Genomic DNA, 23753 nt, shown 5'->3' with positions numbered 1-23753 from the left:
GATGCCGTGGAAGCGAGTTCTGTCCGCACGGGGGCGCGCGTCCGGCTCCGCTGGTTCCTGTTCGCCGTCGCCGTCGCCGCCGGCGCGGTGCTGATCGACCAAGGCAGCAAAGCACTCGCCCTCGCCCAGCTCAGCGAGGATGACCGTATCCCGCTCCTGGGAGACTGGCTCGGCTTTCAGCTCGCCTTCAACCCCGGCACCGTCATGTCTTTAGGGTCCGGTTCAACGTGGCTGCTCACCGTCATCGCGACCGTGGCGTCCATCGCCCTGCTCATCGCCGCCTCGCGTGCCCGCTCGGCCGGGTGGGCGGTCGCGATCGGCCTGGTGTGGGGTGGTGCCGTCGGCAACCTCCTGGACCGGCTGTTCGCCCCACCCGGATTCGGCCGCGGCCACGTCACTGACTTCCTCGCCTACGGCAACCTGTTCATCGGCAACCTCGCCGACGTCATCATCGGAATCGGCGTCGGACTCGGCCTCCTGCTTTACCTCCGTCACGGAAAGTCCCAAGCATGATCTTCTCCTCCGTCCTGCAGGCGATCGGCCTGTTCCTCGCCACGAACATCGATGACATCATCGTGCTCTCACTGTTCTTCGCCCGAGGCGCGGGCCAGCGCGGGACCACCGCCCGGATCCTGGTCGGACAGTACCTCGGGTTCGCTGGCATCCTGGGCGCTTCCGTGCTGGTGGCGCTCGGGGCGGGAGCGTTCCTGCCGCCAGAGGTCATCCCCTACTTCGGACTCATTCCGCTGGGGTTGGGACTGTGGGCTGCGTGGCGAGCCTGGCGCAACCGCGGTGCCGACGATGACGATGATGATGAGAGCAAGATCGAAAGCAAGAAGGTCGCTGTCTGGGCCGTGGCTGGAGTCACCTTCGCCAACGGCGGGGACAACATCGGCGTCTACGTTCCCGTCTTCCTCAGCGTGGGGCCCGCTGCCGTCGTCGCATACTGCGTTGTGTTCCTCACGCTCGTTGCAGTGCTGGTGGTCGTGGCCAAGTTCATTGCCACGCGCCGACCGATCGCCGAAGTCCTGGAACGCTGGGAACACATCCTGTTCCCGATCGTGCTCATCGGCCTGGGCGTCTTCATCCTCATGAGTGGCGGTGCCTTCGGCCTCTGACCTCGTAGCCGAACGCGTAGATCGTGGCGTTCTGTGATCGCTACCTGGCGGCGGGGTGTTGCGGGCTCTCCGGGTGCGAGCGGCCCAGACGACTTGCTCGGCGCCACTGCGTCAACTGGCCGACGCTGACCGTGTGTCGACGACGCGCTCGGTCTGCTCGCCAACTGCGCCGACAGCTACACCCGGTGCGACGACACCAACCGGCGGCTGGGCAACCAGGCGTTCTTCACCAAGGTCTACATCGACGAGGACAACGAGCTGCGCGTCGAGCACAACCGACCCTTCGAGATGCTCCTCGATCCACAGGTCAACGCCAACGCGCTGACCCGGGCCGCAGACGCACACAAGGCCCGAACCTTGACCAACGTTTCCGTTGGCAAGGGATCGAGCCTTGTGCGTGCGGTGGAGACTAGGGGATTCGAACCCCTGACCCCCGCCTTGCAAAAGCGGTGCTCTACCAACTGAGCTAAGTCCCCGTGCAGACCCCCTGCTTGCACAGCAGGTGCGCTACCCACTGCGCCATGCCCCCGAGTGGGTGGGTCAGTCGATGGTGTCCGTGGCCTGGTGCCACTTCTTCTTCTCGGCCTCGGCGTCCTGCCAGCGGCGCCACGCCACGACACCGGCGGCGGCAGCCGCCGCGACGGCCAGCAGCTTCTTCATGCATCTTCCTCACGTGACGAGGACGGGAGTGGGCGTACCAGGACTTGAACCTGGGACCTCTTCGTTATCAGCGAAGCGCTCTAACCGCCTGAGCTATACGCCCCCAGAGCCACTCGGGCCGAGACACGACGATACCGTACCGCGGCACCGCCCCCCAAATCCCGGAAGGCCCGAGCGGCGCCTCGATCGAAGCCCACCCGCTCCCCTCCTCAGTCGTCGGTGAGCGTGACGCCGATGCCACCGACGAGGGTGGAGGTGATGTTGTACAGCACGGCCGCAAGCACGGAGAGCGCGGTCAACAGGAAGATGTTCGCCACGGCGACGACGGTCGCGAACGAGGCCACCTGACCGAGCGACGCGTAGGTGCGCAGGTCGAAGGTGCTGCCGCCGCCGCCCACTTCACCCAGCATCTGGTTCAGGCGGGCGAAGATGCCGGTCAGGTCCAGCACCGTCCACAACACGATCGAGGCCACGACGGTGACGATGCCGAGCGCCACCGAGAGCAGGAACGCCATCTTCAGCACGGACCAGGGATCGACCTTGCTGACCAGCAGCCGCGCCCGACGCACCTTGCCCTTCTGCGGCGGCCGGACCAGCTTCGGGTTCGGCCTGGCCGCGTCCCGTCCACCCGAGGCGGTCTGCCCGGCCGGACGGCCAGCAGTGGAGCGATCGGAGGTGGCTGGACGGTCGGCGGCAACGGCACCGGACCCTCCGGTTCCGGTCGCCGTGCGGCTGGACGAAGCCCGACCGGACGGGGCACGGTCGGGTCGGCTCGGCGCTCGACCCGTCGCGGCTTCCCGGACGCCGGCGCCGCGCGTCTTCATCCGTTCCAGCGCGTCGGAGCGCTGGCCGGATCCGCCGCGGCCGTCACCGCTGGGCTGGTTGGAACTCACTGCCTACCTCCGTCATCGGCGCTCCCGGCGGGCGAGGCGTCATCGGACGAGTCGTCCGCGTCATCGCCGGGGTCGGCGGTCGGGACCGCCTCGGATTGCTGGTCCAACGGTACTTCATCGGTTCCCGCGCCGGTCCCCGCCGGGCCGCCGTCACTCACCTCGGCCCCGGTGGTGGTGACGTCGTCGTCCGCGGCGGCGTCCTCGGCCGCCGCGACCTCCTCCTCGATCCGCGACTCGGAGTTCAGCGCGACCCCGATGATCCGGTCGTCCTTGTCCGGCTTGGCGAAGATGACGCCCATGGTGTCGCGGCCCTTCGCCGGCACCCCGGTGACCCCGGAGCGGACGACCTTGCCCTTCTCCATGATGACGAGCACCTCGTCGGCCTCGTGCACGATCAGCGCGCCCACCAGCTCGCCGCGCTCCTCGACGACCTTGGCCACCTTGATGCCCAGGCCACCTCGGCCCTGCACGCGGTACTGGTCGACCGGGGTGCGCTTGGCGTAGCCGCCGTCGGTCACGACGAAGACGAAGGAGTCCTCGGTGACGACGTCTGCGGCGAGCAGCTCGTCGCCGTCGCGGAACTTCATGCCGGTGACGCCCGAGGTGGCGCGGCCCATCGGCCGCAGCGCCTCGTCCGTCGCGGCGAATCGCAGGGACTGGCCGTTGCGGGAGACGAGCAGGATGTCGTCCTCCTCGGAGACCAGCTTGGCCGAGACCAGCTCGTCCCCGTCGCGCAGGTTGATCGCGATGACGCCCGCGGCCCGATTCGTGTCGTAGTCCGCGAGCCGGGTCTTCTTGACCAGGCCGTTGCGGGTGGCGAGCACGAGATAGGGCGCCTGCGTGTAGTCCTTCAGCGCCAGCACCTGGGCGATCGTCTCGTCCGGCTGGAACGGCAGCAGGTTGGCCACGTGCTGGCCGCGGGCATCACGGCCGCCCTCCACCAGGTCGTACGCCTTCGCCCGGTACACCCGGCCGAGATTGGTGAAGAACAGCAGCCAGTTGTGGGTGGTGGTGACGAAGAAGTGGTCCACCACGTCGTCGGCGCGCAACTGCGCTCCGCGCACGCCCTTGCCGCCCCGCTGCTGCGTGCGGTACTGGTCGGTGCGCGTGCGCTTGACGTAGCCGCCCCGGGTGATGGTGACGACCATGTCCTCCTCCGGGATCAGGTCCTCCATGCTCATGTCGCCGTCGTAGCCGAGCATGATCTGCGTGCGCCGGTCGTCGCCGTGCCGGTCGACGATCTCGGCCAGCTCCTCGCTGACGATCCGCCGCTGCCGCTCCGGTGACTCGAGGATGGAGTGGTAGTCCGCGATCGCGGCCTCCAGCTCGGCGAACCGGTCCTGGATCTTCTGCCGTTCGAGGGCGGCGAGGCGGCGCAGCGGCATGTCGAGGATGGCCTGCGCCTGCAGCGCGTCGAGGGACAGCAGTTCGATCAGCCCGTTCCGGGCGTCCTCGACCGTGGACGAGCGCCGGATCAGGGCGATCACCTCGTCGAGCGCGTCCAGCGCCGCCAGCAGGCCGCGCAGGATGTGCGCCTCCTCCTCGGCCCTGCGCAGCCGGAACCGGGTACGCCGGACGATGACGTCCAGCTGGTGGGTGACCCAGTGCCGGATGAACGCGTCGAGGGAGAGCGTGCGCGGCACCCCGTCGACGATGGCCAGCATGTTCGCCGAGAAGTTCTCCTGCAGCGAGGTGTGCTTGTAGAGATTGTTCAGCACCACCTTGGCGACCGCGTCCCGCTTGAGCACGACGACGAGGCGTTGGCCGGTGCGCCCCGACGTCTCGTCCCGCAGATCGGCGATCCCGGCGACGCGGCCGTCCTTGACCAGCTCGGCGATCTTGATCGCCAGGTTGTCCGGATTGGCCTGGTAGGGCAGCTCCGTGACGACGAGGCAGGTGCGGCCCTGGATCTCCTCGACGTTGACGACGGCGCGCATGGTGATCGAGCCGCGGCCGGTGCGGTACGCGTCCTCGATGCCCTTGTGCCCCAGGATCTGAGCACCGGTCGGGAAGTCCGGCCCCTTGACCCGCTTGAGCAGCTCGGTCAGCAGCTCGTCCTTGGTGGCCTCCGGGTGCTCGAGGTACCACTGGACGCCGTCGGCCACCTCGCGCAGGTTGTGCGGCGGGATGTTGGTGGCCATGCCGACGGCGATGCCGGAGGATCCGTTGACCAGCAGGTTCGGGAACCGGGCCGGCAGGACGGTGGGTTCCTGGTCGCGGCCGTCGTAGTTGTCCTGGAAGTCGACGGTCTCCTGCTCGATGTCCCGCACCATGTCCAGGGACAGCGGGGCCATCTTCGTCTCGGTGTACCGGGGTGCGGCCGCGCCGTCGTTGCCCGGGGACCCGAAGTTACCCTGCCCGAGGGCGAGCGGGTACCGCATGGTCCAGTCCTGGATGAGCCGGACCAGGGCGTCGTAGATGGCGAGGTCGCCGTGCGGGTGGTAGGTGCCCATCACGTCGCCGACGACGCGGGCACTCTTGCTGAACGCCCGGTCCGGCCGGTAACCGCCGTCGTACATCGCGTAGAGGATCCGCCGGTGCACCGGTTTGAGGCCGTCCCGCACGTCGGGCAGCGCCCGGCCGATGATGACGGCCATCGCGTAGTCCAGGTACGAGCGCTGCATCTCGGTCTGCAGGTCAACCTGCTCGACCCGGTCGGTCAGCACCTCGCCCTCGACCGGGGTCGGCTCATCAGCGGCCTCGGGGTTCTCCGGGGTCTCGTCGCTCATGCTCGGTGTCCTTCTCTCATCTCACGACCGGACCTGGTCACGTACAGTCCGACGGTGGCGGGGCGGTGGCGGTACGGTGCGGCTCCGGCCGCTGCCGGTCAGATGTCCAGGAAGCGGACGTCCTTGGCGTTCTGCTGGATGAAGGCGCGTCGCGAATCGACGTCCTCGCCCATCAACACCGAGAACACCTGGTCCGCCGCGGCCGCGTCGTCCATGGTCACCTGCAACAGGGTCCGGTGATCCGGGTCCATGGTGGTCTCCCACAGCTCGGTGTAGTCCATCTCCCCGAGACCCTTGTACCGCTGGATGCCGTTGTCCTTGGGCAGTCGACGGCCGTGGGAGAGCCCGTCGGCGACGACGGCGTCGCGCTCCCGGTCGCTGTAGACGTAGTCGTCGGCGGCGTTGGACCACTTGATCTTGTACAGCGGGGGCTGCGCCAGGTAGACGAAGCCGTGTTCGATCAACGGGCGCATGTACCGGAACAGCAGGGTCAGCAGCAGCGTGGTGATGTGCTGCCCGTCGACGTCGGCATCGGCCATCAGCACGATCTTGTGATAGCGGGCCTTGGTGATGTCGAAATCCTCGCCGATCCCGGCGCCGAACGCCGTGATCATGGACTGCACCTCGGCGTTGTTCAGCGCCCGGTCCAGCCGGGCCCGCTCGACGTTGAGGATCTTCCCGCGCAGCGGCAGCACCGCCTGGGTCCGCGGGTCCCGGCCGCGCACCGCAGAGCCGCCGGCGGAGTCCCCCTCGACCATGTAGATCTCGCTCTGCGACGGGTCCTTCGACGAGCAGTCCTTCAGCTTGCCCGGCATGCCACCGGACTCGAGCAGGCCCTTGCGCCGGGTCGACTCGCGGGCCTTCCGGGCTGCGATCCTGGCCTGGGAGGCCTGGACCGCCTTGCGGATGACGTCACGGGCCGGTCCGGGGTTGCGCTCGAACCAGTCGCCGAGCTGGTCGGACACCACCCGCTGCACGAACGTCTTGGCCTCGGAGTTACCGAGCTTCGTCTTGGTCTGACCCTCGAACTGCGGTTCGCCGAGCTTGACGGAGATGACGGCGGTCAGACCCTCCCGGATGTCGTCGCCGGTGAGGTTGTCGTCCTTCTCCCGCAGGATGTTCTTCTCCCGCGCATACCGGTTGACCAGCGTGGTCAGCGCGGCGCGGAAGCCCTCCTCGTGGGTGCCGCCCTCGTGGGTGTTGATGGTGTTGGCGTACGTGTGCACGCTCTCCGAGTAGGCGGTGGTCCACTGCATCGCCAGTTCCAGGGCGATCCGCCGCTGCGTGTCCTCGGACTCGAAGGCGATCACCTCGTCGTTGATCACCTCGGTGCGCTTGGACGAGTTGAGGAAGGTGACGTAGTCGAGCAGGCCGTTCTCGTACTGGTAGACGACCCGGCGGTGCTTCTCGCCGGCCGGCTTCTCGTCCTCCTCACCGGCGGCGGCGATCTCCTCCCCGGCCTCCTCCACCGCGCGCTCGTCGGTCAGCGTGATCTTCAGCCCCTTGTTCAGGAACGCCATCTGCTGGAACCGGGCGCGGAGCGTCTCGTAGTCGAAATCGACGCTGTCAAAGATCGTGTCGTCGGGGTAGAACGTCTGCGTGGTGCCGGTCTCGTCGGTCACCTCGCCCTTGACCAGCTCGGTGCTCGGGCGACCGCCGTCGGCGAAGGACTGCCGCCACACGTGACCCTGACGGCGCACCTCGGTGTCGACCCGCCGGGAGAGCGCATTGACGACGGAGATGCCGACGCCGTGCAGACCGCCGGAGACGGCGTACCCGGCACCACCGAACTTGCCGCCCGCGTGCAGGATGGTCATCACCACCTCGACGGTGGGCTTCTTCTCGGTCGGGTGCAGGTCGACCGGGATGCCGCGCCCGTCGTCGACCACGCGGACACCGCCGTCGGCGAGCAACGTCACCTCGATGTGGGTGGCGTGCCCGGCGAGGGCCTCGTCGACGGAGTTGTCGACCACCTCGTAGACCAGGTGGTGCAGGCCGCGGGGGCCGGTGGAGCCGATGTACATGCCCGGCCGTTTGCGCACCGCCTCGAGCCCCTCGAGGACGGTGATATCGCTGGCCCCGTACTCGGCATGGGTGGTGCCCGGCCGGCTGGACAGTGGCAGCGGCGACTCGACCGGGGGCTCCGTCGGATGCTGCGGCTGGGGGGCTCCGTCGTCGGGAAGATTCGCTGACACAGGCGCGTCCGGCTCCTCGTGATCGGGACGTGCGCGACGACGATGGTCGACCGCGCTTGACGTGTGCGCCGCCGGCACCTCCGCGGAGGATGCGGGTGCTACCGAGCGGTAGCCCCACGGCGCAACATCACGATTCTACCGTGTGGCTGCTCCCGGCACGCGCTGATCCAGCCGTGAGCACAATTCTTTGCCGGATCTGACCGGTCAGTGGAGGCCCGGACGGCCCCGGCCTCGTCCCGTGGGGTTCCGGACGCTCTGCCGCCGGATTTCTCCGATCCACGTCCCCATCCGGCTCGCGACCGGCGGACGTCAGCCGTACGTGTCCCGCGGGCCGCGGCCACCGACGTGCCGGGGACCCTTCCGCCAACTCGGCGCCGTCGGCCCGGAGACCTTGATCGCGGTCAGGATGCCGGGCCCGATCTCCGCGTCGAACCGGGCCAGCAGGCTCGGCACGAGCAGCCGCAGCTGGGTGGCCCAGGCCGTCGAATCGCAGACCACGTGCAGGGTGGTCTCCCGGAAGGCGTCCGGGGTGCAGTGCGCGGCGATCTCGGGGCCGACGATCTGCGGCCACCGGCTGATCACGGACCCGACCGACACGGGGGTGCTCCACCCGCGGTCCTGCACCATGCGCGTGACCACCGAACCCAGGTTCAGGGGGTCCCGGCCGTGCCGACGTGGTGCGCCGGTGCGGGCCGCGGCGTCCCGGGCGGACACCCGACGCAGGGCGGCGGCCGAGCGGACGCGGCGTTCTCCGCGCGCCTCGGCGGCCGCCCGCACCCGCAGCAAGGCCGCGGTCGCCGCGTCGATCTCCGGCTCCTCGCTCATCGGCTCCCCGGTCGCCGGCTCCTCCGGCCCACCGCTCACGCCGCCTCCACGACCCCGGGCCCGACCCGCATCTGCCGGTCGGTCAGGCTGGCCGGGATGTCCTCGACGACCGCCGCGGTGATCAGCACCTGCTCGGCGTCGGCGGCGATGGCCGCCAACCGGTTCCGGCGGTCGGCGTCGAGTTCGGCGAAGACGTCGTCGAGAATGAGGATCGGCTCCCCACCCTCGGCCTGGGCGTCCTCGCGCAGCAGTTCGTAGGCGGCCAGGCGCAGCGCCAGGGCGATGGACCAGGACTCCCCGTGCGAGGCATAGCCCCGGGCCGGGGCCTCGCCGAGCACCAGTTCGACGTCGTCCCGGTGCGGTCCGGTCAGGGTGAGCGCACGTTCCCGGTCGCGCTTCTGCCCGGCTTCCAGTGCCGCCAGGAAGGTGCGGCGGATCGTCTCGGTGTCCAGGTCCGCCAGATCCGAAGCCGGTTCCGCGGGCCCGACCGGCAGCCCGTCGTCGTCGTCCGGTCCGTGGCCCACCACCGTGCTGCGATACCGGGCCGTCAGCTCCTTGCTGCCGTCGGTCAGTCGCCGGTAGGCCGCGGCCAGGTGCGGCGCGAGCCGCTCCAGCAGCGACACGCGGACCCGCAGCAGCTGTGCGCCGGTCGCGGCGAGGTGCTCGTCCCACACCTGCAGGGTCGCCCGGTGGTTCTCGGTGAATCGGCCGGCGGCCCGGGCAGACTTCAGCAGGGCGTTGCGCTGCTTGAGCACCCGGTCGTACTCACCGCGCAGCGTGGCCTGTGCGGGGGCGAGGGTGGCGATCAGCTCGTCCAGGAAGCGGCGCCGGCTGCCGGGATCCCCCTTGACCAGGTCGAGGTCCTCGGGCGCGAACAGGACCGTCCGGCACAGTCCGAGCGCCTCCCGGGCCCGCACCGGGTTGCCCCGGTTGATCCGCACCCGATTGCCGCCGCGGGCGTTGATCTCCAGTTCGAGGCTCAGCTGCTGGGTGTGGCGCACCAGCCGGGCCCGCACCAGCGCCTGCTGAGTGCCGAACCGGATCAGTGGCGCGTCCTGGCTGACCCGGTGCGAGCCGAGGGTCGCCAGGTATCCGACGGCCTCGACGATGTTGGTCTTGCCCAGCCCGTTGGCGCCGACGAACACCGTCACCCCCGGCTCGAGGGTCAGGTTCAGCTGGGTGTAGGTGCGGAAGTCGGTGAGGGAGAGAGCCGCGAGGTGCACGTCGTCAGCTCGGACCGGCCGCCGTCGTCGGCTCGGTCCCGGTGTTCTCGCTGCCCGGGCTCGGGGTGCCGCTCCCGGTGACCCGTTCGCCCGCCGGGCGGACGGCGTGCCCGCCGAACTGATTGCGCAGGGCGGCGACGGCCTTCATCGCCGGCGAGTCGTTCTGCCGGGAGACGAAACGGGCGAAGACGGCGGCGGTGATGGCCGGGGCGGCCACCTCGTTGGCGATCGCTTCCTCGACCGTCCAGCGGCCCTCGCCGGAGTCCTCGACGTATCCGGAGATCTTCTCCAGGCCCGGATCGTCCCGCAGTGCCCGCACCATCAAATCGAGCAGCCAGGACCGGATCACGGTGCCCTTCTGCCACGCGTGCATGGTGCCGGCCACGTCCTCGACGATGTCCTTCTTGGCCAGCAGTTCATACCCTTCGGCCAGGGACTGCATGACGCCGTACTCGATGCCGTTGTGCACCATCTTGGCGTAGTGACCGGACCCGACCGCGCCGACGTGCACGAAACTCTCGTCCCGCTCTCCCTCCGGCCGGAGCGCGTCGAAGACCGGCATCAGCGTGGCCACGTCCTCGTCACTGCCGCCGACCATCAGGCCGTACCCGTTCTCCAGGCCCCAGACGCCGCCGGAAACACCGACGTCGACGAACCCGATGCCGCGTTCGGCGGCGCGGTCCGCGTGGGCCTGGTCCTGGGTGAACCGGGAGTTCCCGCCGTCGATCAGGATGTCACCGGCGTCGAGTCCACCACTCAGCTCCTCCACCACGGCCGCGGTGATGGCACCCGCCGGCAGCATCAACCAGATGATCCTCGGGGACGGCAGCGCCGCCACCAGCGCATCGGTGTCCGGGACGTCACTGACGTCCGGATTGCGGTCGTATCCGGTGACGTCCACGCCGGCACGGCGCAGCCGCTCCCGCATGTTGAACCCCATCTTGCCCAGGCCGATCATGCCGATGTGCATCGTGTCCGTCCCTCCGGTCGGTTGCCCGGCCTGTCTTGTGGATGCGTGTGCTCCAGTCTGCCGCCGTCGGATCAGCGCGTCGACAGAACCGAAGCCGATGTGCCCGTCACCGGCACGGGCTCACTGGTTCGGCAGCCGCACCGGCATCAGCAGGTACCGGTAGTCCGTCAGTTCCTCCCCGTCGGCGTCCTGCTGCGCCGAGACCACGGCAGGCTTGGGTGGGGTGGTGAACGAGAAGCGGACGTGGTCGGTGGTGAACGCACCCAGACCCTCGCTGAGGTAGTGCGGGTTGAACGCAACCGTGATGGGCTCTCCGGTCAGGGTCGCCTCGATGGCCTCGGACGCCTGGGCGTCCTCACCGGTTCCGGCGTCCAGCGCGAGGGTGCCCTCGGTGAACGCCATCCGGATCGGGGTGTTCCGCTCGGCGACCAGGGAGACCCGGCGGACGGCCTCGACCAGGTCGGCGGTGCGCACGGAGGCGTGAATGGGCGTGGCGTCCGGGAACAGCGACCGGATCTTGGGGTAGTCGCCGTCGACGAGCAGGGACGTGGTGCGCCGGCCGCCGCTCTCGAATCCGATCAGCTCGTTCGCGTCGGACAGCGCGATGGAGAGGTCACCACCTGACCCGAGGGTCCTGGCGACCTCGTTCAGGGTGCGCGCCTTGACCAGCACGCTGGTCGAGAGCCCGGCGCTGCTGGGGCGCCACGTCAGTTCGCGCATCGCCAACCGGTACCGGTCGGTGGACAGCAGCGTCATCGTCTCGCCCTCGAACTCGATCCGCACGCCGGTGAGGATCGGCAGGGTGTCGTCGCGGCTGGCGGCGATGATCACCTGGGAGACGGCCTGGGCGAACGCCCCGCCGTCGACGACGCCGCCGATCGGGGGCAGCGCCGGCAGTTCCGGGTAGTCGTTCTCCGGCATCGTCGCCAGGTTGAACCGGGAGTTCCGGCAGCTGAGGGTGATCTTCGCGCCGTCGGTCGCGATCTCCACGGGCGCGGACGGCAGGCTCCGGCAGATGTCGGCCAGCAACCGGCCGGAGACCAGCACGGTCCCCTCCTCGGCGACGTCGGCCGCGAACTGCAGGTTCGCGGAGATCTCGTAGTCGAAGCTCGAGAGGCTCACCGTTCCCGAACCGGCCTTGAGCAGGAGTCCGGAGAGCACCGGGACCGGGGGACGGGGGGACAACGAACGGGCGGTCCAGGTCACGGCCTCGGCGAGGACATCCCGGTCAACGGAGAACTTCACGGAGAATGCATCCGCCTTTCAGCGTCGTCATTGGCGGGGCCACGCGCCCCGGACCAGCAGGTCGGCTCCGACGGACGGCAGCGAGCAACCGGGTCGGTGATCCGGGGACAGCTTAGCGAAGGGTCGAGCGAAGACGGACCGGGCCGGTCGGGAAGATGTTCTTGGAAGAACCAGATGAAGGAAGAGGTCTCGTAGAGTCAGTAACCGTTGTGGATCCTGTGGAGAACCACGATCACGGCCGGTCGCGCCGCGCGGCGGCCTGTTGGCAAGCTGTGCTCGAACGAACGGGTCGGACGACCCACCGGTGGACGGGCGCCGGGGCCCTCGGGTGCGTCCACAGCGAGGGCCGACGTTGTTCGACCGGTTGTCCACGGCGAGGACACCGTTCTGCACAACGTTGTCCACAGGGGTGGACAACGGGGAGAGCGGGCTCAGGCGTCGCGTTGGGTCTGCTTGATCAGGTTGGTCAGTTCCGTGACCTGGTTGTAGATGTGGCGGCGTTCGGCCATCAACTGGCGGATCTTGCGGTCAGCGTGGATGACGGTGGTGTGGTCGCGGCCGCCCAGTTCCTGCCCGATCTTCGGCAGCGACATGTCCGTCAGTTCCCGGCACAGGTACATGGCGATCTGCCGGGCGGTGACCAGGGTGCGGGTGCGCGACTTGCTGCACAGTTCCTCCTGGCTCAGGTGGAAATACCCGGCGGTCTGGCCGAGGATCGTCGCCGCCGTGATCTCCTTGGCGCCGTCGGCCGTGATCAGGTCCTTCAGCACGATCTCTGCGAGCGGCAGGTCGACGGGCTGTTTGTTCAGCGACGCGAACGCGGTGACCCGGATCAGCGCACCCTCCAGCTCGCGGATGTTGGTGGTGATCCTGGAGGCGATGTACTCGAGTACCTCGTCCGGCACCTGCAGACCCTCGACGATCGCCTTCTTGCTCAGGATCGCGATCCGGGTCTCCAGTTCCGGCATGGTGACGTCGGTGATCAGACCCCACTCGAACCGGGACCGCATCCGTTCCTCGAAGCCGGTCAGCTGCTTGGGTGGCAGGTCGGAGGTGATCACCACCTGCTTGTCGTGGTTGTGCAGGGCGTTGAACGTGTGGAAGAACTCCTCCTGGGTGCGGTCCTTGCCGGCCAGGAACTGGATGTCGTCGATCAGCAGGACGTCGACGCTGCGGTAGAGCTGTTTGAAGCTCGTGCCCTCGTCGTCACGGATCGAGTTGATGAAGTCGTTCGTGAACTCCTCCGAATTCACGTAACGCACGCGGATGCCCTGGTAGAGCCGCCGCGCGTAGTGACCGATGGCGTGCAGCAGATGGGTCTTGCCCAGGCCGGAGTCCCCGTAGATGAACAGCGGGTTGTAGGCCTTCGCGGGAGCCTCGGCCACCGCGACCGCCGCCGCGTGAGCGAACCGATTGGATTGACCGATCACGAAGGCGTCGAAGATGTATTTCGGGTTCAGTCGACCCATGTCCGAGGCGTCGACGTGGCCCGGCGCCGCGGGACGCGACGGTGCCCGGGTCGAGGTCGACGGCGCCGGGTTCGGTTCGGGCGACCGCTCCGGCTCCGGGTCGGGTGCCGGCGGTTCCGGGGGCGGCATCTCGGTGTCGATCACGACCGCGGCCTGCATCTGGAGGCCGAGCTCGGCACGCAGCGCATCTGCCAGTGGCAGGTGCAGCGTGTTCTGGAAGACGTCCCGGGTGGTCTCGTTCGGCACCGAGATGATCAGCGTGTTGCCGAACAGCCCCTGAGGGCGGACGAGCGGAAGATAGCCGCGTTGCCGTCCGCTGACGCGGGGATCGCCCTCGATGGCTGCGACCACGCGTCGCCAGGATTCACCGAGGTGATCCGATTCCTCCTGGCTCATGCGGCCGATCCTCCTCAAGATGTACGGGTGGTGGTGCCTGCCGAGCTGGGCGCTCGCACACCGGTGCCGCGGTGGCGTCGCGATGGTGTCAACGCGAGCTGCGACCCGTCGTCCATTGTCCATCACTCCGCAAGGTGCTCCGTCATCCACAGGCTTCTCCACGGCGTGTGGACAATCACCCGCGCACCGGAGTGACGATGGCGGTGATCCGGCTCCAGCAGACGGATCGGCGGGTCGGCGGTACCTGTGGAAGACCACGGACGAACGTGAGCGGTCGGGTTTGTCCGCCGAACGCACGGGCGAGCCGGTTTGACGAGGGGCAGACGGTCCACTAGCGTTGGATGGTCCTGTGTGACCACTGTTCGTGCTGTCCTCGATCGCCCGAGCCGGTCCGTGTCGCCCCGTGAGGGAAGCTGACCGGTCGTGCTCGTCGACCCGACGAGGGTACGGACGTCGGGTCGCCGCACGCACGCGCCGGATCTGCTTTCCCCCCGTTCGATCCGGTGCCGATGAAGCTTTTGGAGTGAACACCGTGACCAAGCGGACTTTCCAGCCGAACAACCGTCGTCGGGCCCGGAAGCACGGTTTTCGTGCCCGCATGCGGACCCGGGCGGGGCGCGCGATCCTGAACGCTCGCCGCGCCAAGGGCCGTACCGAGCTCTCCGCCTGATCCGGGCGGCGCCTCACGCTGATCTCCGGCTGCTGGCGGTGTACTGATGTTTCCGGCGGGACGGCGTCTGCGGACCTCGGCCGAGTTCACCGCGGTGATCCGGGGTGGGCGCAAGGCCGCCCGCGGTGGCATCGTGCTCCATCTCCGGCAGACCGGTGCCACCCACCCGGGGCGCGCCGGACTGATCGTGTCCCGGGCGGTCGGCAACGCCGTCACTCGCAATCTCGTCAAGCGGAGGCTCCGCGCGTTGGTCAGCAGCCACTGGTCGGAAGACCCGAACGTCGACGTCGTCGTGCGCGCCCTGCCGGTCGCCGCGGGACTGTCCTGGAGCCAGCTCGCCGACGACGTCGACCGAGCATGGCGTCGAGCCGCGCGGGAGCACCGGTGACGGCCCCGCCCGCCTCGGGCGCGGCGAAGCCTCCCCCGAGCGCGGCCAGCCACGCGTCGGCGTGGCGCATTGTCGCCCGTGCCGTCACGAACGTCCCGCGCTGGGTGCTGATGGGCCTGCTGATGGCGTGGCGCCGCCTCGTCTCACCGCTCTACGGCCCGGTCTGCCGGTTCTACCCCAGCTGTTCGGCCTATGCTTTGGAGGCAGTGACGGTGCACGGTGCCGTGCGCGGCGTCTGGCTCACCGTCCGGCGCCTGCTGCGTTGCAACCCGTTCCACGGCGGTGGAGTGGACCACGTCCCGCACGGAGACCGGGTCTGGCCCGAGGGCCGCACGCCCCGGATCGTCCGGATCAACCATCCCCCGATCCCCGCTGATCAGCAGGAGCCGGACGGGACATCCCCCATCGAGCACCGCCACCGTGCGGCTTGAGGAGAGAAAGCTGAATGTTCCAGTTCTTTGACATGATCCTGTCACCGTTCCGGTGGCTCGTGTCGGTCATCCTGATCGGCTTCCACGAGGCGTTCAACTTCATCGGCCTCTCGGGCTCTTCCGGCTGGAACTGGACGCTGTCGATCGTCGGGCTCGTCGTCGTGATTCGGGCCGCCCTGATCCCGTTGTTCGTCAAACAGATCAAGGCGCAGCGAGGCATGCAGGAGCTGCAGCCCGAGCTGCTCGCCCTGCAGAAGAAGTACAAGGGCAAGACCGATCAGCTCTCCCGTCAGGCGATGGCGCAGGAGCAGATGGCCCTTTACAAGAAGCACGGGACCAACCCCTTCTCCGCGTGTCTGCCGCTCATCGTGCAGATGCCGTTCTTCTTCTCCTTGTTCACGGTGCTGAACGGCATCGGCAATGCTGCGTCGAACAAGAATCAGATCGGCGCGCTCAGCCCGCAGCAGGTGCAGCAGTTCGATGCCGCTTCGATCTTCGGTGCCCCACTCTCCTCGACCTTCCTGAACAACGGCGGCAACAGCGTCGTCATCGTGCTCAGCATCGTGATGATCCTGGCGATGACCGCCTCGCAGTTCATCACCCAACGGCAGATCATGGCCAAGAACATGTCGGATCAGGCATTGGCCAGTCCCTTCATGCGTCAGCAGAAGATGCTGCTGTACGTCCTGCCGCTGGTCTTCGCCGTCGGCGGCATCAACTTCCCGATCGGCGTGCTGATCTACTGGACAGCGACGAACGTGTGGACCATGGTCCAGCAGTTCGTGGTGATCCGGAACATGCCGACGCCGGGTTCACCCGCCTACCGGGCGTGGCAGGAGCGGCAGCGCGCCCGGGGCAAGCTCGAGCCCACCGCGAGGAGCTCCGGGGCGACGGTCGCCACGACCGACGAGGACAGCCAGCCGCGCGGTCAACGGACCCAGCCGCAGCGGAAGAACAGGAGAAAGCGATGAACGCCGAGAGCGTGACCGAGCCGGACACCAGCGCCATGGACACCGCGCCGGAGACCGAGGCCGAACCCACCGCGACGCCGACGGAGCAGGTCGCGACGTCGACGCCCCGGCGCCTCGAGGAGGAGGGTGACGTCGCGGCCGACTACTTGGAGGAGTTGCTCGACATCGCCGACATCGACGGCGACATCGACATCGAGATCCGGGCCGGCCGGACCCACCTGTCCATCGTCAGTGACGGCGACAACGCGCCGCTGGAGGCACTCGTCGGGCGCGACGGCGCCGTACTGGACGCCCTGCAGGAACTCGTCCGGCTGGCCGTGCTCGCCTCGACCGACTCGCGCAGCCGCCTGGTCCTGGACATCAACGGCTACCGCGGTGACCGCGCGTCGGAGTTGCAGCGCCTGGCCGGGGACGCCGTCACCCGTGCGCGCGAGACTCGGGAACCCGTCGCCCTGAAGCCGATGAGCGCATACGAGCGGAAGATCGTCCACGACGTGATCGCCGACCTGGGCATGATCAGCGAGTCGGAGGGTGAGGGCGCCTCCCGTCACGTCGTGGTGTCGCTGCCCGACCAGTGAGCGGATCCCCCGCCGATCGGGACGGGACCGCCGTCGAGCCCGCCGCGGTGCCGGCACCCACTCCGGAGCAGGATCGTGCGGCGGACCTGGTGTTCGGCGCCCGGCGTGAACTCGCGGACCGGTACGTCGCGCACCTGGCCGGCTCGGGCATCGTACGCGGTCTGATCGGCCCCCGTGAGGTTCCCCGGCTGTGGGACCGGCACGTGCTCAACTGTGCCGTCGTCGAGGAGCTGATTCCCGAGAGCGCCCGGGTGGCCGACGTCGGCAGCGGCGCGGGACTCCCGGGGCTCACCCTCGCGATCGCCCGGCCCGATCTGCGGGTCGACCTGATCGAGCCCCTCGAACGCCGCGTCCAGTGGCTCACGGAGGTGATCGAGGATCTGGGTCTGGAACATGTTCGCGTCCACCGGGACCGCGCCGAGAACCTCGCCGACGTCGTCGACGTCGACGTCGTCACCTCCCGCGCGGTCTCAGCGCTGACCACGTTGGTGCCGTGGAGCGTGCCGCTGCTGCACGGTGAGGGACGGATGCTCGCGATCAAGGGTCGCAGCGCCGCCGAGGAGATCGCGAAAGCCGAGAAGGTGATCCGTCGTGCCGGTGGGGGGAACGCGGTCGTACTCACGGCCGGGCGGGAGCTGTTGCCGGAGCCGACCACTGTGGTGGCGATCGACGTCGGCTCCGTCGGCGGCAGAATCGGGCCCGGTGGATCCGGGCGCTGATCTGTGCCTGTCGGATGCCGGGCGGACGTGCCGCTAGTCTGGAACCCGACCGCGATGAGGAGCGAGCACGTGAGCAATACCGAGCCGGGGCAACGCGTCCCCACCTTCGCGTCGTTGAGTTCGTTCCTCAGCGGCCGGCGACCGGCATCCGATCGCGACCCTGAGGTGAGGACGCGAGTGGACAGTTCGGACGCGACCGGGTTCCGCCCCGCTGAGCCGGACGCGGCGGAGTCGGGACGGACGACCCCGCCGGAGGCGGCGGACGATTCAGGGCGCTCGGATGAGGCCCCCACCCCCGACCCCGCCGTCGTGACCGGGTCGACGCCGGACGACGTCGCGGACGCCGACCTTGCCGCCGACCCGGGCCCGGCGCAACCCGCCGCCACGTCGGCTCCGGCGCAGCGCGCCGACGAGGACGGAACCCCTCTGGCGCGTCAGCTGGCGAACGAGAATCGACGTCGGGATCGGCTCAGAGCCAAGGAGATCAGCCGGCCGCCGGCGACCCGCTACCTGACCGTCAGCAACCAGAAGGGCGGCGTCGGCAAGACCACGACCGCGGTCAATATCGCCGCAGCTCTGGGCCGTGCCGGCTTGAACGTTCTCGTCGTCGACATCGACCCGCAGGGCAACGCGTCGACGGCGCTGGGCATCCCCCACTCGGCCGAGGTCGACAGCATCTACGACGTGCTGCTCGACGATGTGCCGCTGGCGGAGGTGATCGTGCCCTGCCCCGACGTCGAGAACCTGCTCTGTGCGCCCGCGACGATCCACCTGGCCGGCGCTGAGATCGAACTGGTGTCCCTGGTCGCGCGTGAACAGCGGTTGCGCCGGGCACTCGAGCAGTACGAGGCGTACCGGGCGGAGCGGGACCAGGCCCGGCTCGACTACGTCATCATCGACTGCCCGCCCAGTCTCGGCCTGCTCACCGTCAACGCGTTCGTCGCCGCCCGCGAGGTGGTCATCCCGATCCAGTGTGAGTACTACGCGCTCGAGGGGCTGAGCCAGCTGCTCAACAACATCTCCATGATCCAGAAGCACCTCAATGCGCACCTCGAGGTGTCCACCATCCTGTTGACCATGTACGACGGTCGCACCAACCTGGCCGCCCAGGTGGCCGCCGAGGTTCGGGAGCACTTCCCCGACCAGGTGCTCGACGCCGTGATCCCGCGGTCGGTGCGGATCTCCGAGGCGCCGAGCTACCAGCAGACGGTGATCACCTACGATCCCGCCTCCTCCGGTGCTCTGTCCTATCAGGAAGCGGCGACGGAGATGAACGAGCGCGCCTCGGCCTGATCCGGTCGGGTGCGGATCAAGCTGCACGGGGTCAAGCTGTACTGGTTGACTTCCGTGTCGTGCCGCCTGTCCGGGCGCGAACCCGCGACGACGGCGCCGTGGCTGCGACGGGACCGCCGGTCGGACGCGCGTGCTGCTCGATCCGAACGGTGGACCCGAACACTAGACTGGGTCGGTACGTTTCAGGGCGCTAGGACAGGACGGCACACATGGCGGAGCGGCGACGAGGTCTCGGGCGTGGGCTGGGGGCACTCATCCCCTCGGCACCCCAGCAGGGCGAGGCGGACGGGTCGGATGATCCCCGTGGTGCCGACGTACCGGTGCAGAGCCCGCCTCCCCGCTCAGTAGCGGTGCCTGACGAGACACGGCGAGCCGAGGCGACGGTCGCTCCCGATGTGCCGACCGCGGTCGACGACGCTCAACAGCCCGAGGTGACGACGGCGCCCGATCTGCCGGCGTCGGCCGCGGGAGGCCCGGGGCACCAAGCAACGGTCGGGGGGCAATCGGTCGAGGTACAACCGGATGAGCGCGCAGACGCACCGGATGGAGGAACCGCGGACACCGACACGGAGGCCGACGCCGACGCCGCGGGAACGACGACGACGGGTCGGCCGACGGGTGAATCACTCCGAACCAAGCGACCGGTCGACGTGTTCTTCGACGGGGCCCCGCCGCGGTCGGAACGGCGCGGGCAGGATGAGGCCGCGACGGACGAGTCGGGAACGAACGCCCCGGAGACCCGCACCGCTTCCGGCAGGAACGGCCGGGGCCGGAGGACCGTTTCGGCTGAGGCGATGGGGAAAGCACTGGCGCGGGGCAGTCGGGACGGACGCGCCCTGAGCTCTCGGTCGTCGGGTCCAACCACGGGTGAGCCTGAGGGAACTACGGTCGACGACAGTGCACCGAGCAGCGGGTCCGGGAGCGTTTCACGTGAAACGCTGGTGGAGGTTCCGGGAGCAGTGTTCGCTGAGATCCCGGTCGCACAGATCCAGCCGAACCCGCGCCAACCCCGCGCGGTGTTCGACGAGGACGAGATGGGCGAACTGGTGCACTCCATTCGCACCATCGGGGTGCTGCAGCCGATCGTCGTACGACGCCAGCCCGGAGGTCCGGGATTCGAACTGGTGATGGGTGAACGACGCTGGCGAGCGACGCAACGCGCCGGGCTCGAATCTATCCCGGCGATCGTGCGCTCCACGGACGACACGGACATGCTGCGGGATGCGCTCCTCGAAAACCTGCATCGCAGTCAACTGAATCCGCTTGAGGAGGCAGCGGCATACCAGCAATTGCTCGATGACTTCGCCGCAACACACGACGAACTCGCGTCGCGGATCGGGCGATCCCGACCGCAGATCTCCAACACGCTCCGACTCCTCCAGCTCCCGCCACTCGTCCAGCGTCGCGTTGCGGCCGGCGTCCTCTCCGCCGGCCATGCGCGTGCACTTCTCGCGTTGGCTGACGTCGGTGAAATCGAGAAGCTGGCACAACGGATCGTCTCGGAGGGAATGTCGGTACGTGCGACGGAGGAAGCCGTTGCCCTGTCCGACGGGCTCAAGCGCGCCACACGAACCTCTGCCCCGCGGAACAGCGTGCGCCACGAGCGTCTGGATTACCTGGCGACGTCGCTCTCGGACTACCTGGATACCAGCGTGAAGGTGAGCCTGGGTGCCCGTAAGGGCAAGGTCAGTATCGAGTTCGGCAGCGTCGAAGACCTCAACCGCATCATCGATCTCATCAGTCCCGACGCGAGGGGCTAGGGTCCATCTGCTGCGAAGGGCGTCGTTTCACGTGAAACCGGGCCATTCGCCAAGTGTTGGTATGTGATCGGCTTCCGCGCAGTGCAACCGCCCGGTCGGTGTGGAACCGCGGCGCATGAAAACGCGTAGACGTCGGATGGAGCGTGGTTTCACGTGAAACGACCACGGCCCGAGCGCCGGCGTTTGCCCCTGGGTGTGGTGATCGTCCGTCACGGCGATCGGATCACTCCTTCCTGCTGCCGGATGAGGGTCCGGGACCCATGGGGCTGCGCGCACCTCAGTGACGGTTCACGCTTGCGGGTTGGTCGGCGGCGGAAGGACCACCGGAAGACGGCCGGGACACCCTGCTCTCGGTGTGGGAGTCGGGTTGTGCGTTTCACGTGAAACCGAAGCGCCCGTTACTGAACTAGCCCCTCACTGGTCAGTGACTGGACGCACGTCCAGGATCCGCACGGGCCGAGAGGCAGCGGCTTCACCTTCCGCGTGAAGCGTTCAGCGAGCCACCGGTATGACGGTGTGGGTGATCGCCTGTCCGCGAGCCGCCAGGCTCCAGTGGATTTCCCCTCGGGTGTCGAACGGCGCCATTGGTAGCGCCATCGCAGGTGCGGGTACCAGCGGTGGCGGACGGTCCGCACGGGATGACACTCCGCCGCACTACCGAGCGCGTCACTGTCACTATCGTTGTCACGGATCTCGCGTCGACATCGGTCTGCGACGAGCGGCCACGAGCAGCAGGGTCCTGCCTGTCGCAGGGCTCGTCAACGCGTTTCACGTGGAACCAGTTGGCCGGAAGGATTGCATCCCGCGTTCGCCGGGGTACGGGCAACCCGACCCGAGGGGGTGGTGCAGAGAGAGGTCGTCCTGGTCCGGCGCCTCCGGAAGTGATCCGGCCGCCGTCGACTCCTGCCTGTGACTGCTTCGCCGCCGGACGATCGCTGTCCTTCGCCAGCTCGACGAACCGTAACGGGCAGTCTACGACGGAATCAAATGGAACCAATTGAGAAAAGTCCCGGGCGCGAAGATGCCTCGGGCACGAAGCCGCGCACGCATGAAGAAGGGGTGGCATCCATAGGATGCCACCCCTTGCCTCACCATCAGTCGGCCCTGCAGCTCTTCCTGTCCAGGTCGATCCACTTCGGGTTTCAGCCGAGGAACTCGGCGAACGCCTGCTCGAAGTGCTGCTTGGGTCGGGCGCCGATGCTGGTCGCCGCGACGTCGCCGTCCTTGAACACGTAGACCGCCGGAATCGAGGTGATCCCGTACTTGGACGCGACGGCAGGGTTGTCGTCGACGTTCACCTTGACGACGTCCACCTTGCCCTGGTGCTCCCGGGCGATCTCGTCCAGGATCGGGGAGAGCTTCCGGCAGGGCCCGCACCATTCCGCCCAGAAGTCCACGATGACCGGTTTGTCGGCTTCCAGGACGTCGGCCTGGAAACTGGTGTCGGTGACCTCTTTGGCGTTGCTCATGTCTGCCTCCTGCTGTCTCACGGTGATCGGCGGCGGACTGAACCCGCGCGGCCGTTCCTGTTCCTGCGACGTTCACCTGGCGGTGCCTGCCTGCTTGTCCATGCAACCGACGGCGGACTCCGGCTATTCCGCCGGCCCGGTCATCACGTCAGCGCGATCTCGCTGATTCGCAGCCCGTAGGGATACTGCCCACCGGTGATCCGTGGCAGTTCGGTGAAGTTGATGATCAGGTACTTGCCCGCAGGGGTGCCGCCGGGCAACGGCACGGACACGTTGGGCGAGGTGAAGCTGCCCTGGGCGACCTGGCGGGCACCGTCGATCGTGGGGCTGTCGTTGACCATGAGCTGGAAGTTGCCACCCTGTCCACCCTGCTGCGTGATGTCGACCCGGGACACCTTCGCGGGATCCTGCAGGCCGACCACCAAGGCCAGGTTGTCAGCCAGTCCGGCGAAATTGGCGCTCGAGTACGTGGGGCTGATCCAGTCCGTCGCCTGATTCCCGTCGACCAGCCGGGGCAGCAGCCGATCCAGTGACGCGACGCCGGGGTACCGGTTGTTCTTCGTCTCGCGGGTCACGCCGACGACACGCGGGGGGGTTGACGGCGTGGCGGGGGAACTCGAGGTCGCGGACCCGCTGGGGCTGGCGGCCGCGGAGGAGGCGGGACCTCCGCTGGGCGTCGACTGTGCGGCGGGTGTTCCGCCGCCGCCGGCGAGTTGACCGAGCTGGGTGTAGACGAAGAAGGCCCCGGCCAGAATCAAGGCGACCACCAGGACGCCGACCAGTGCGCGGGAGAAGCGCGGGTCGTTCTCCCGGTCGTCCTCCTCGAGGTCGTCGTCGTCCGTTCGACCACCATCCGACGAGGTGCCGGCAGCGACGGCGCCGCCGGCAGCCACGCCCTCGATCCGTCCGCCATGCTGCTCGTCCCGGACCTGGTCCTCCTCGAGGTCGTCGTCGCGACTCGGCTCGTCCCAACGGGTGCCGTCGTCGTCGCCGTACCCGCTGGTCCGATCATCGATCGCGTCGAAGGAAGTGGTGTCGACCGCGTCGGAGGAGTCGTCGCGTTCAGCTTCCGGCGCGGCCCCGCGGCCGTGGGACGTCAGCACGCCGGCCGCTGCCCCGGCCGCCGCCCCGGCACCGAACCGGCCCAACCCCCAACGACCAGGACGGCGGTCGTGCGTCGCACCGTCGCCCTCTGACCGGTCATGCTCCGACCGGTCCTCCCAGGCGGAACCGTCGAAGATCTCGGACTCGAGTGCCCGGTCGTCCTCGTCCCGGTCCTCGGGCCGGTACCCGGCGATCGGGCGGCTCTGCGTCGGCGCCCCGACCGTCGTGTGCGCGGCGTCACGGTCCGTGCGTTCGTGATCGAACGGGCGAGCGGAATCGGCGTCGTCGGGCTCGGCCCGCTCCTCGACCAACAGCAGGTCCAGCAGTTCTGCCGCGGATGCGCGGTTCGTCACCACATAACGGTGGTCCTCCGTGTAACCGAGGTCGAGCACCTGCAGGGGATCGCTGCGTTCACCCACCGCCACTTGACGGGCGTGATGGACCATGTCCTCGGCGTGCTCCCCGGCCGGGACGAGGATCGAGACCTTGCGGCTGAGGATCTGATCGACGCCGTCGAACACATAATCGGCGTCAACTGAGACGAGGACCTGTCCGGTCACCTTGTAGCGGCCACCGAGCATGGCCCCGACGTCGACAGGTTGCGTCACGGAGAAACCCGCTTCCCTCGATGGACGGCGGGACCGGCC

Annotated in this window: 21 protein-coding genes and 2 tRNA genes; 10 read left to right on the top strand and 13 right to left on the bottom strand. The window is 68.6% G+C overall.

Translation table 11 applies throughout. From position 1 onward, the window contains the following. Positions 1-6 precede the first annotated feature (6 nt). Together BKD30_RS13370 and BKD30_RS13365 are read left to right on the top strand one after the other, a co-directional pair. Entirely contained in the window at positions 7-513 is a 507-nt protein-coding gene (locus BKD30_RS13370; RefSeq protein WP_076705332.1) for a signal peptidase II, read from the top strand. Next, positions 510-1118: a cadmium resistance transporter gene (locus tag BKD30_RS13365; RefSeq protein ID WP_076705330.1), complete on the top strand. Its 609-nt coding sequence runs from the start codon at positions 510-512 to the stop codon at positions 1116-1118. The genes BKD30_RS13370 and BKD30_RS13365 overlap by 4 nt, the downstream gene beginning before the upstream one ends. Before the next feature lie 403 nt (positions 1119-1521). On the opposite strand, the gene BKD30_RS13355 is transcribed toward BKD30_RS13365, so the two are convergent. The 11 genes from BKD30_RS13355 to dnaA all read right to left on the bottom strand — a co-directional run bounded on the left by BKD30_RS13355 (position 1522) and on the right by dnaA (position 13723). After that, positions 1522-1594 (bottom strand) — tRNA-Ala (locus BKD30_RS13355). Between the two features lie 64 nt (positions 1595-1658). Next, the gene (locus tag BKD30_RS16520; protein WP_218189307.1) at positions 1659-1778 is read right to left on the bottom strand and encodes a DLW-39 family protein; all 120 of its coding nucleotides are present in this window, start codon (positions 1776-1778) and stop codon (positions 1659-1661) included. 29 nt (positions 1779-1807) lie between these two features. Further along, positions 1808-1881, bottom strand: a tRNA-Ile gene (locus tag BKD30_RS13350). A 106-nt stretch (positions 1882-1987) separates the two neighbouring features. Beyond that, positions 1988-2602 (bottom strand): DUF3566 domain-containing protein, encoded by a 615-nt coding sequence (locus BKD30_RS13345; protein ID WP_083956522.1) that lies wholly within the window; start codon positions 2600-2602, stop codon positions 1988-1990. A 65-nt stretch (positions 2603-2667) separates the two neighbouring features. Then, positions 2668-5400, bottom strand: a complete 2733-nt coding sequence (gyrA, locus tag BKD30_RS13340) for a DNA gyrase subunit A (RefSeq protein WP_076705326.1) — start codon at positions 5398-5400, stop codon at positions 2668-2670. Positions 5401-5498: 98 nt separating this feature from the next. Next, on the bottom strand, positions 5499-7523 hold the full coding sequence (gene gyrB / locus BKD30_RS13335) for a DNA topoisomerase (ATP-hydrolyzing) subunit B (protein ID WP_076705430.1): 2025 nt from the start codon (positions 7521-7523) through the stop codon (positions 5499-5501). Between the two features lie 381 nt (positions 7524-7904). Continuing rightward, the gene (locus tag BKD30_RS13330) at positions 7905-8420 is read right to left on the bottom strand and encodes a DUF721 domain-containing protein (protein WP_076705427.1); all 516 of its coding nucleotides are present in this window, start codon (positions 8418-8420) and stop codon (positions 7905-7907) included. A gap of 35 nt (positions 8421-8455) precedes the next feature. Then, a complete protein-coding gene (recF, locus tag BKD30_RS13325; RefSeq protein ID WP_076705324.1) occupies positions 8456-9643 on the bottom strand; it encodes a DNA replication/repair protein RecF in 1188 nt (395 codons plus the stop codon). Positions 9644-9647: 4 nt separating this feature from the next. Continuing rightward, on the bottom strand, positions 9648-10613 hold the full coding sequence (gene gnd / locus BKD30_RS13320; RefSeq protein ID WP_076705321.1) for a phosphogluconate dehydrogenase (NAD(+)-dependent, decarboxylating): 966 nt from the start codon (positions 10611-10613) through the stop codon (positions 9648-9650). Positions 10614-10733: 120 nt separating this feature from the next. Continuing rightward, a complete protein-coding gene (dnaN, locus tag BKD30_RS13315) occupies positions 10734-11858 on the bottom strand; it encodes a DNA polymerase III subunit beta (protein WP_076705319.1) in 1125 nt (374 codons plus the stop codon). 431 nt (positions 11859-12289) lie between these two features. Continuing rightward, positions 12290-13723: a chromosomal replication initiator protein DnaA gene (dnaA, locus tag BKD30_RS13310; RefSeq protein ID WP_076705317.1), complete on the bottom strand. Its 1434-nt coding sequence runs from the start codon at positions 13721-13723 to the stop codon at positions 12290-12292. 532 nt (positions 13724-14255) lie between these two features. On the opposite strand from dnaA, the gene rpmH reads away from it, so the two are divergent. The 8 genes from rpmH to BKD30_RS13270 all read left to right on the top strand — a co-directional run bounded on the left by rpmH (position 14256) and on the right by BKD30_RS13270 (position 20533). Next, positions 14256-14393 carry a 50S ribosomal protein L34 gene (rpmH, locus tag BKD30_RS13305; protein ID WP_076694722.1) on the top strand — a complete coding sequence of 46 codons (138 nt, stop codon included), beginning with the start codon at positions 14256-14258 and terminating at the stop codon, positions 14391-14393. Positions 14394-14439: 46 nt separating this feature from the next. Continuing rightward, on the top strand, positions 14440-14781 hold the full coding sequence (gene rnpA, locus BKD30_RS13300) for a ribonuclease P protein component (RefSeq protein ID WP_076705315.1): 342 nt from the start codon (positions 14440-14442) through the stop codon (positions 14779-14781). Between the two features lie 68 nt (positions 14782-14849). Then, a complete protein-coding gene (gene yidD, locus BKD30_RS13295) occupies positions 14850-15212 on the top strand; it encodes a membrane protein insertion efficiency factor YidD (protein WP_076705425.1) in 363 nt (120 codons plus the stop codon). Between the two features lie 14 nt (positions 15213-15226). Continuing rightward, entirely contained in the window at positions 15227-16183 is a 957-nt protein-coding gene (gene yidC / locus BKD30_RS13290) for a membrane protein insertase YidC (protein ID WP_076705314.1), read from the top strand. After that, positions 16180-16761, top strand: coding sequence for a Jag family protein (locus BKD30_RS13285; RefSeq protein WP_076705313.1), 582 nt, complete (start codon positions 16180-16182; stop codon positions 16759-16761). The genes yidC and BKD30_RS13285 overlap by 4 nt, the downstream gene beginning before the upstream one ends. 47 nt (positions 16762-16808) lie before the next feature. Next, on the top strand, positions 16809-17480 hold the full coding sequence (rsmG, locus tag BKD30_RS13280; RefSeq protein WP_076705423.1) for a 16S rRNA (guanine(527)-N(7))-methyltransferase RsmG: 672 nt from the start codon (positions 16809-16811) through the stop codon (positions 17478-17480). A gap of 426 nt (positions 17481-17906) precedes the next feature. After that, the gene (locus BKD30_RS13275; protein WP_076705421.1) at positions 17907-18773 is read left to right on the top strand and encodes a ParA family protein; all 867 of its coding nucleotides are present in this window, start codon (positions 17907-17909) and stop codon (positions 18771-18773) included. Positions 18774-19423: 650 nt separating this feature from the next. Continuing rightward, on the top strand, positions 19424-20533 hold the full coding sequence (locus BKD30_RS13270; RefSeq protein WP_076705418.1) for a ParB/RepB/Spo0J family partition protein: 1110 nt from the start codon (positions 19424-19426) through the stop codon (positions 20531-20533). Between the two features lie 1142 nt (positions 20534-21675). Here the strand turns inward: BKD30_RS13270 and trxA are convergent. Both trxA and BKD30_RS13260 read right to left on the bottom strand, forming a co-directional pair. Further along, positions 21676-22002 (bottom strand): thioredoxin, encoded by a 327-nt coding sequence (gene trxA, locus BKD30_RS13265; protein ID WP_076705312.1) that lies wholly within the window; start codon positions 22000-22002, stop codon positions 21676-21678. A 143-nt stretch (positions 22003-22145) separates the two neighbouring features. Beyond that, entirely contained in the window at positions 22146-23714 is a 1569-nt protein-coding gene (locus BKD30_RS13260; protein WP_143588198.1) for a hypothetical protein, read from the bottom strand. Between the last annotated feature and the right edge of the window lie 39 nt (positions 23715-23753).

The sequence above is a fragment of the Tersicoccus phoenicis genome, assembly GCF_001968835.1.
GTDB classification, from domain to species: Bacteria; Actinomycetota; Actinomycetes; order Actinomycetales; family Micrococcaceae; genus Tersicoccus; species Tersicoccus phoenicis.
The sequence above is the reverse complement of the archived record's forward strand: the minus strand, read 5'-3'. Positions and strand labels throughout refer to the sequence as shown.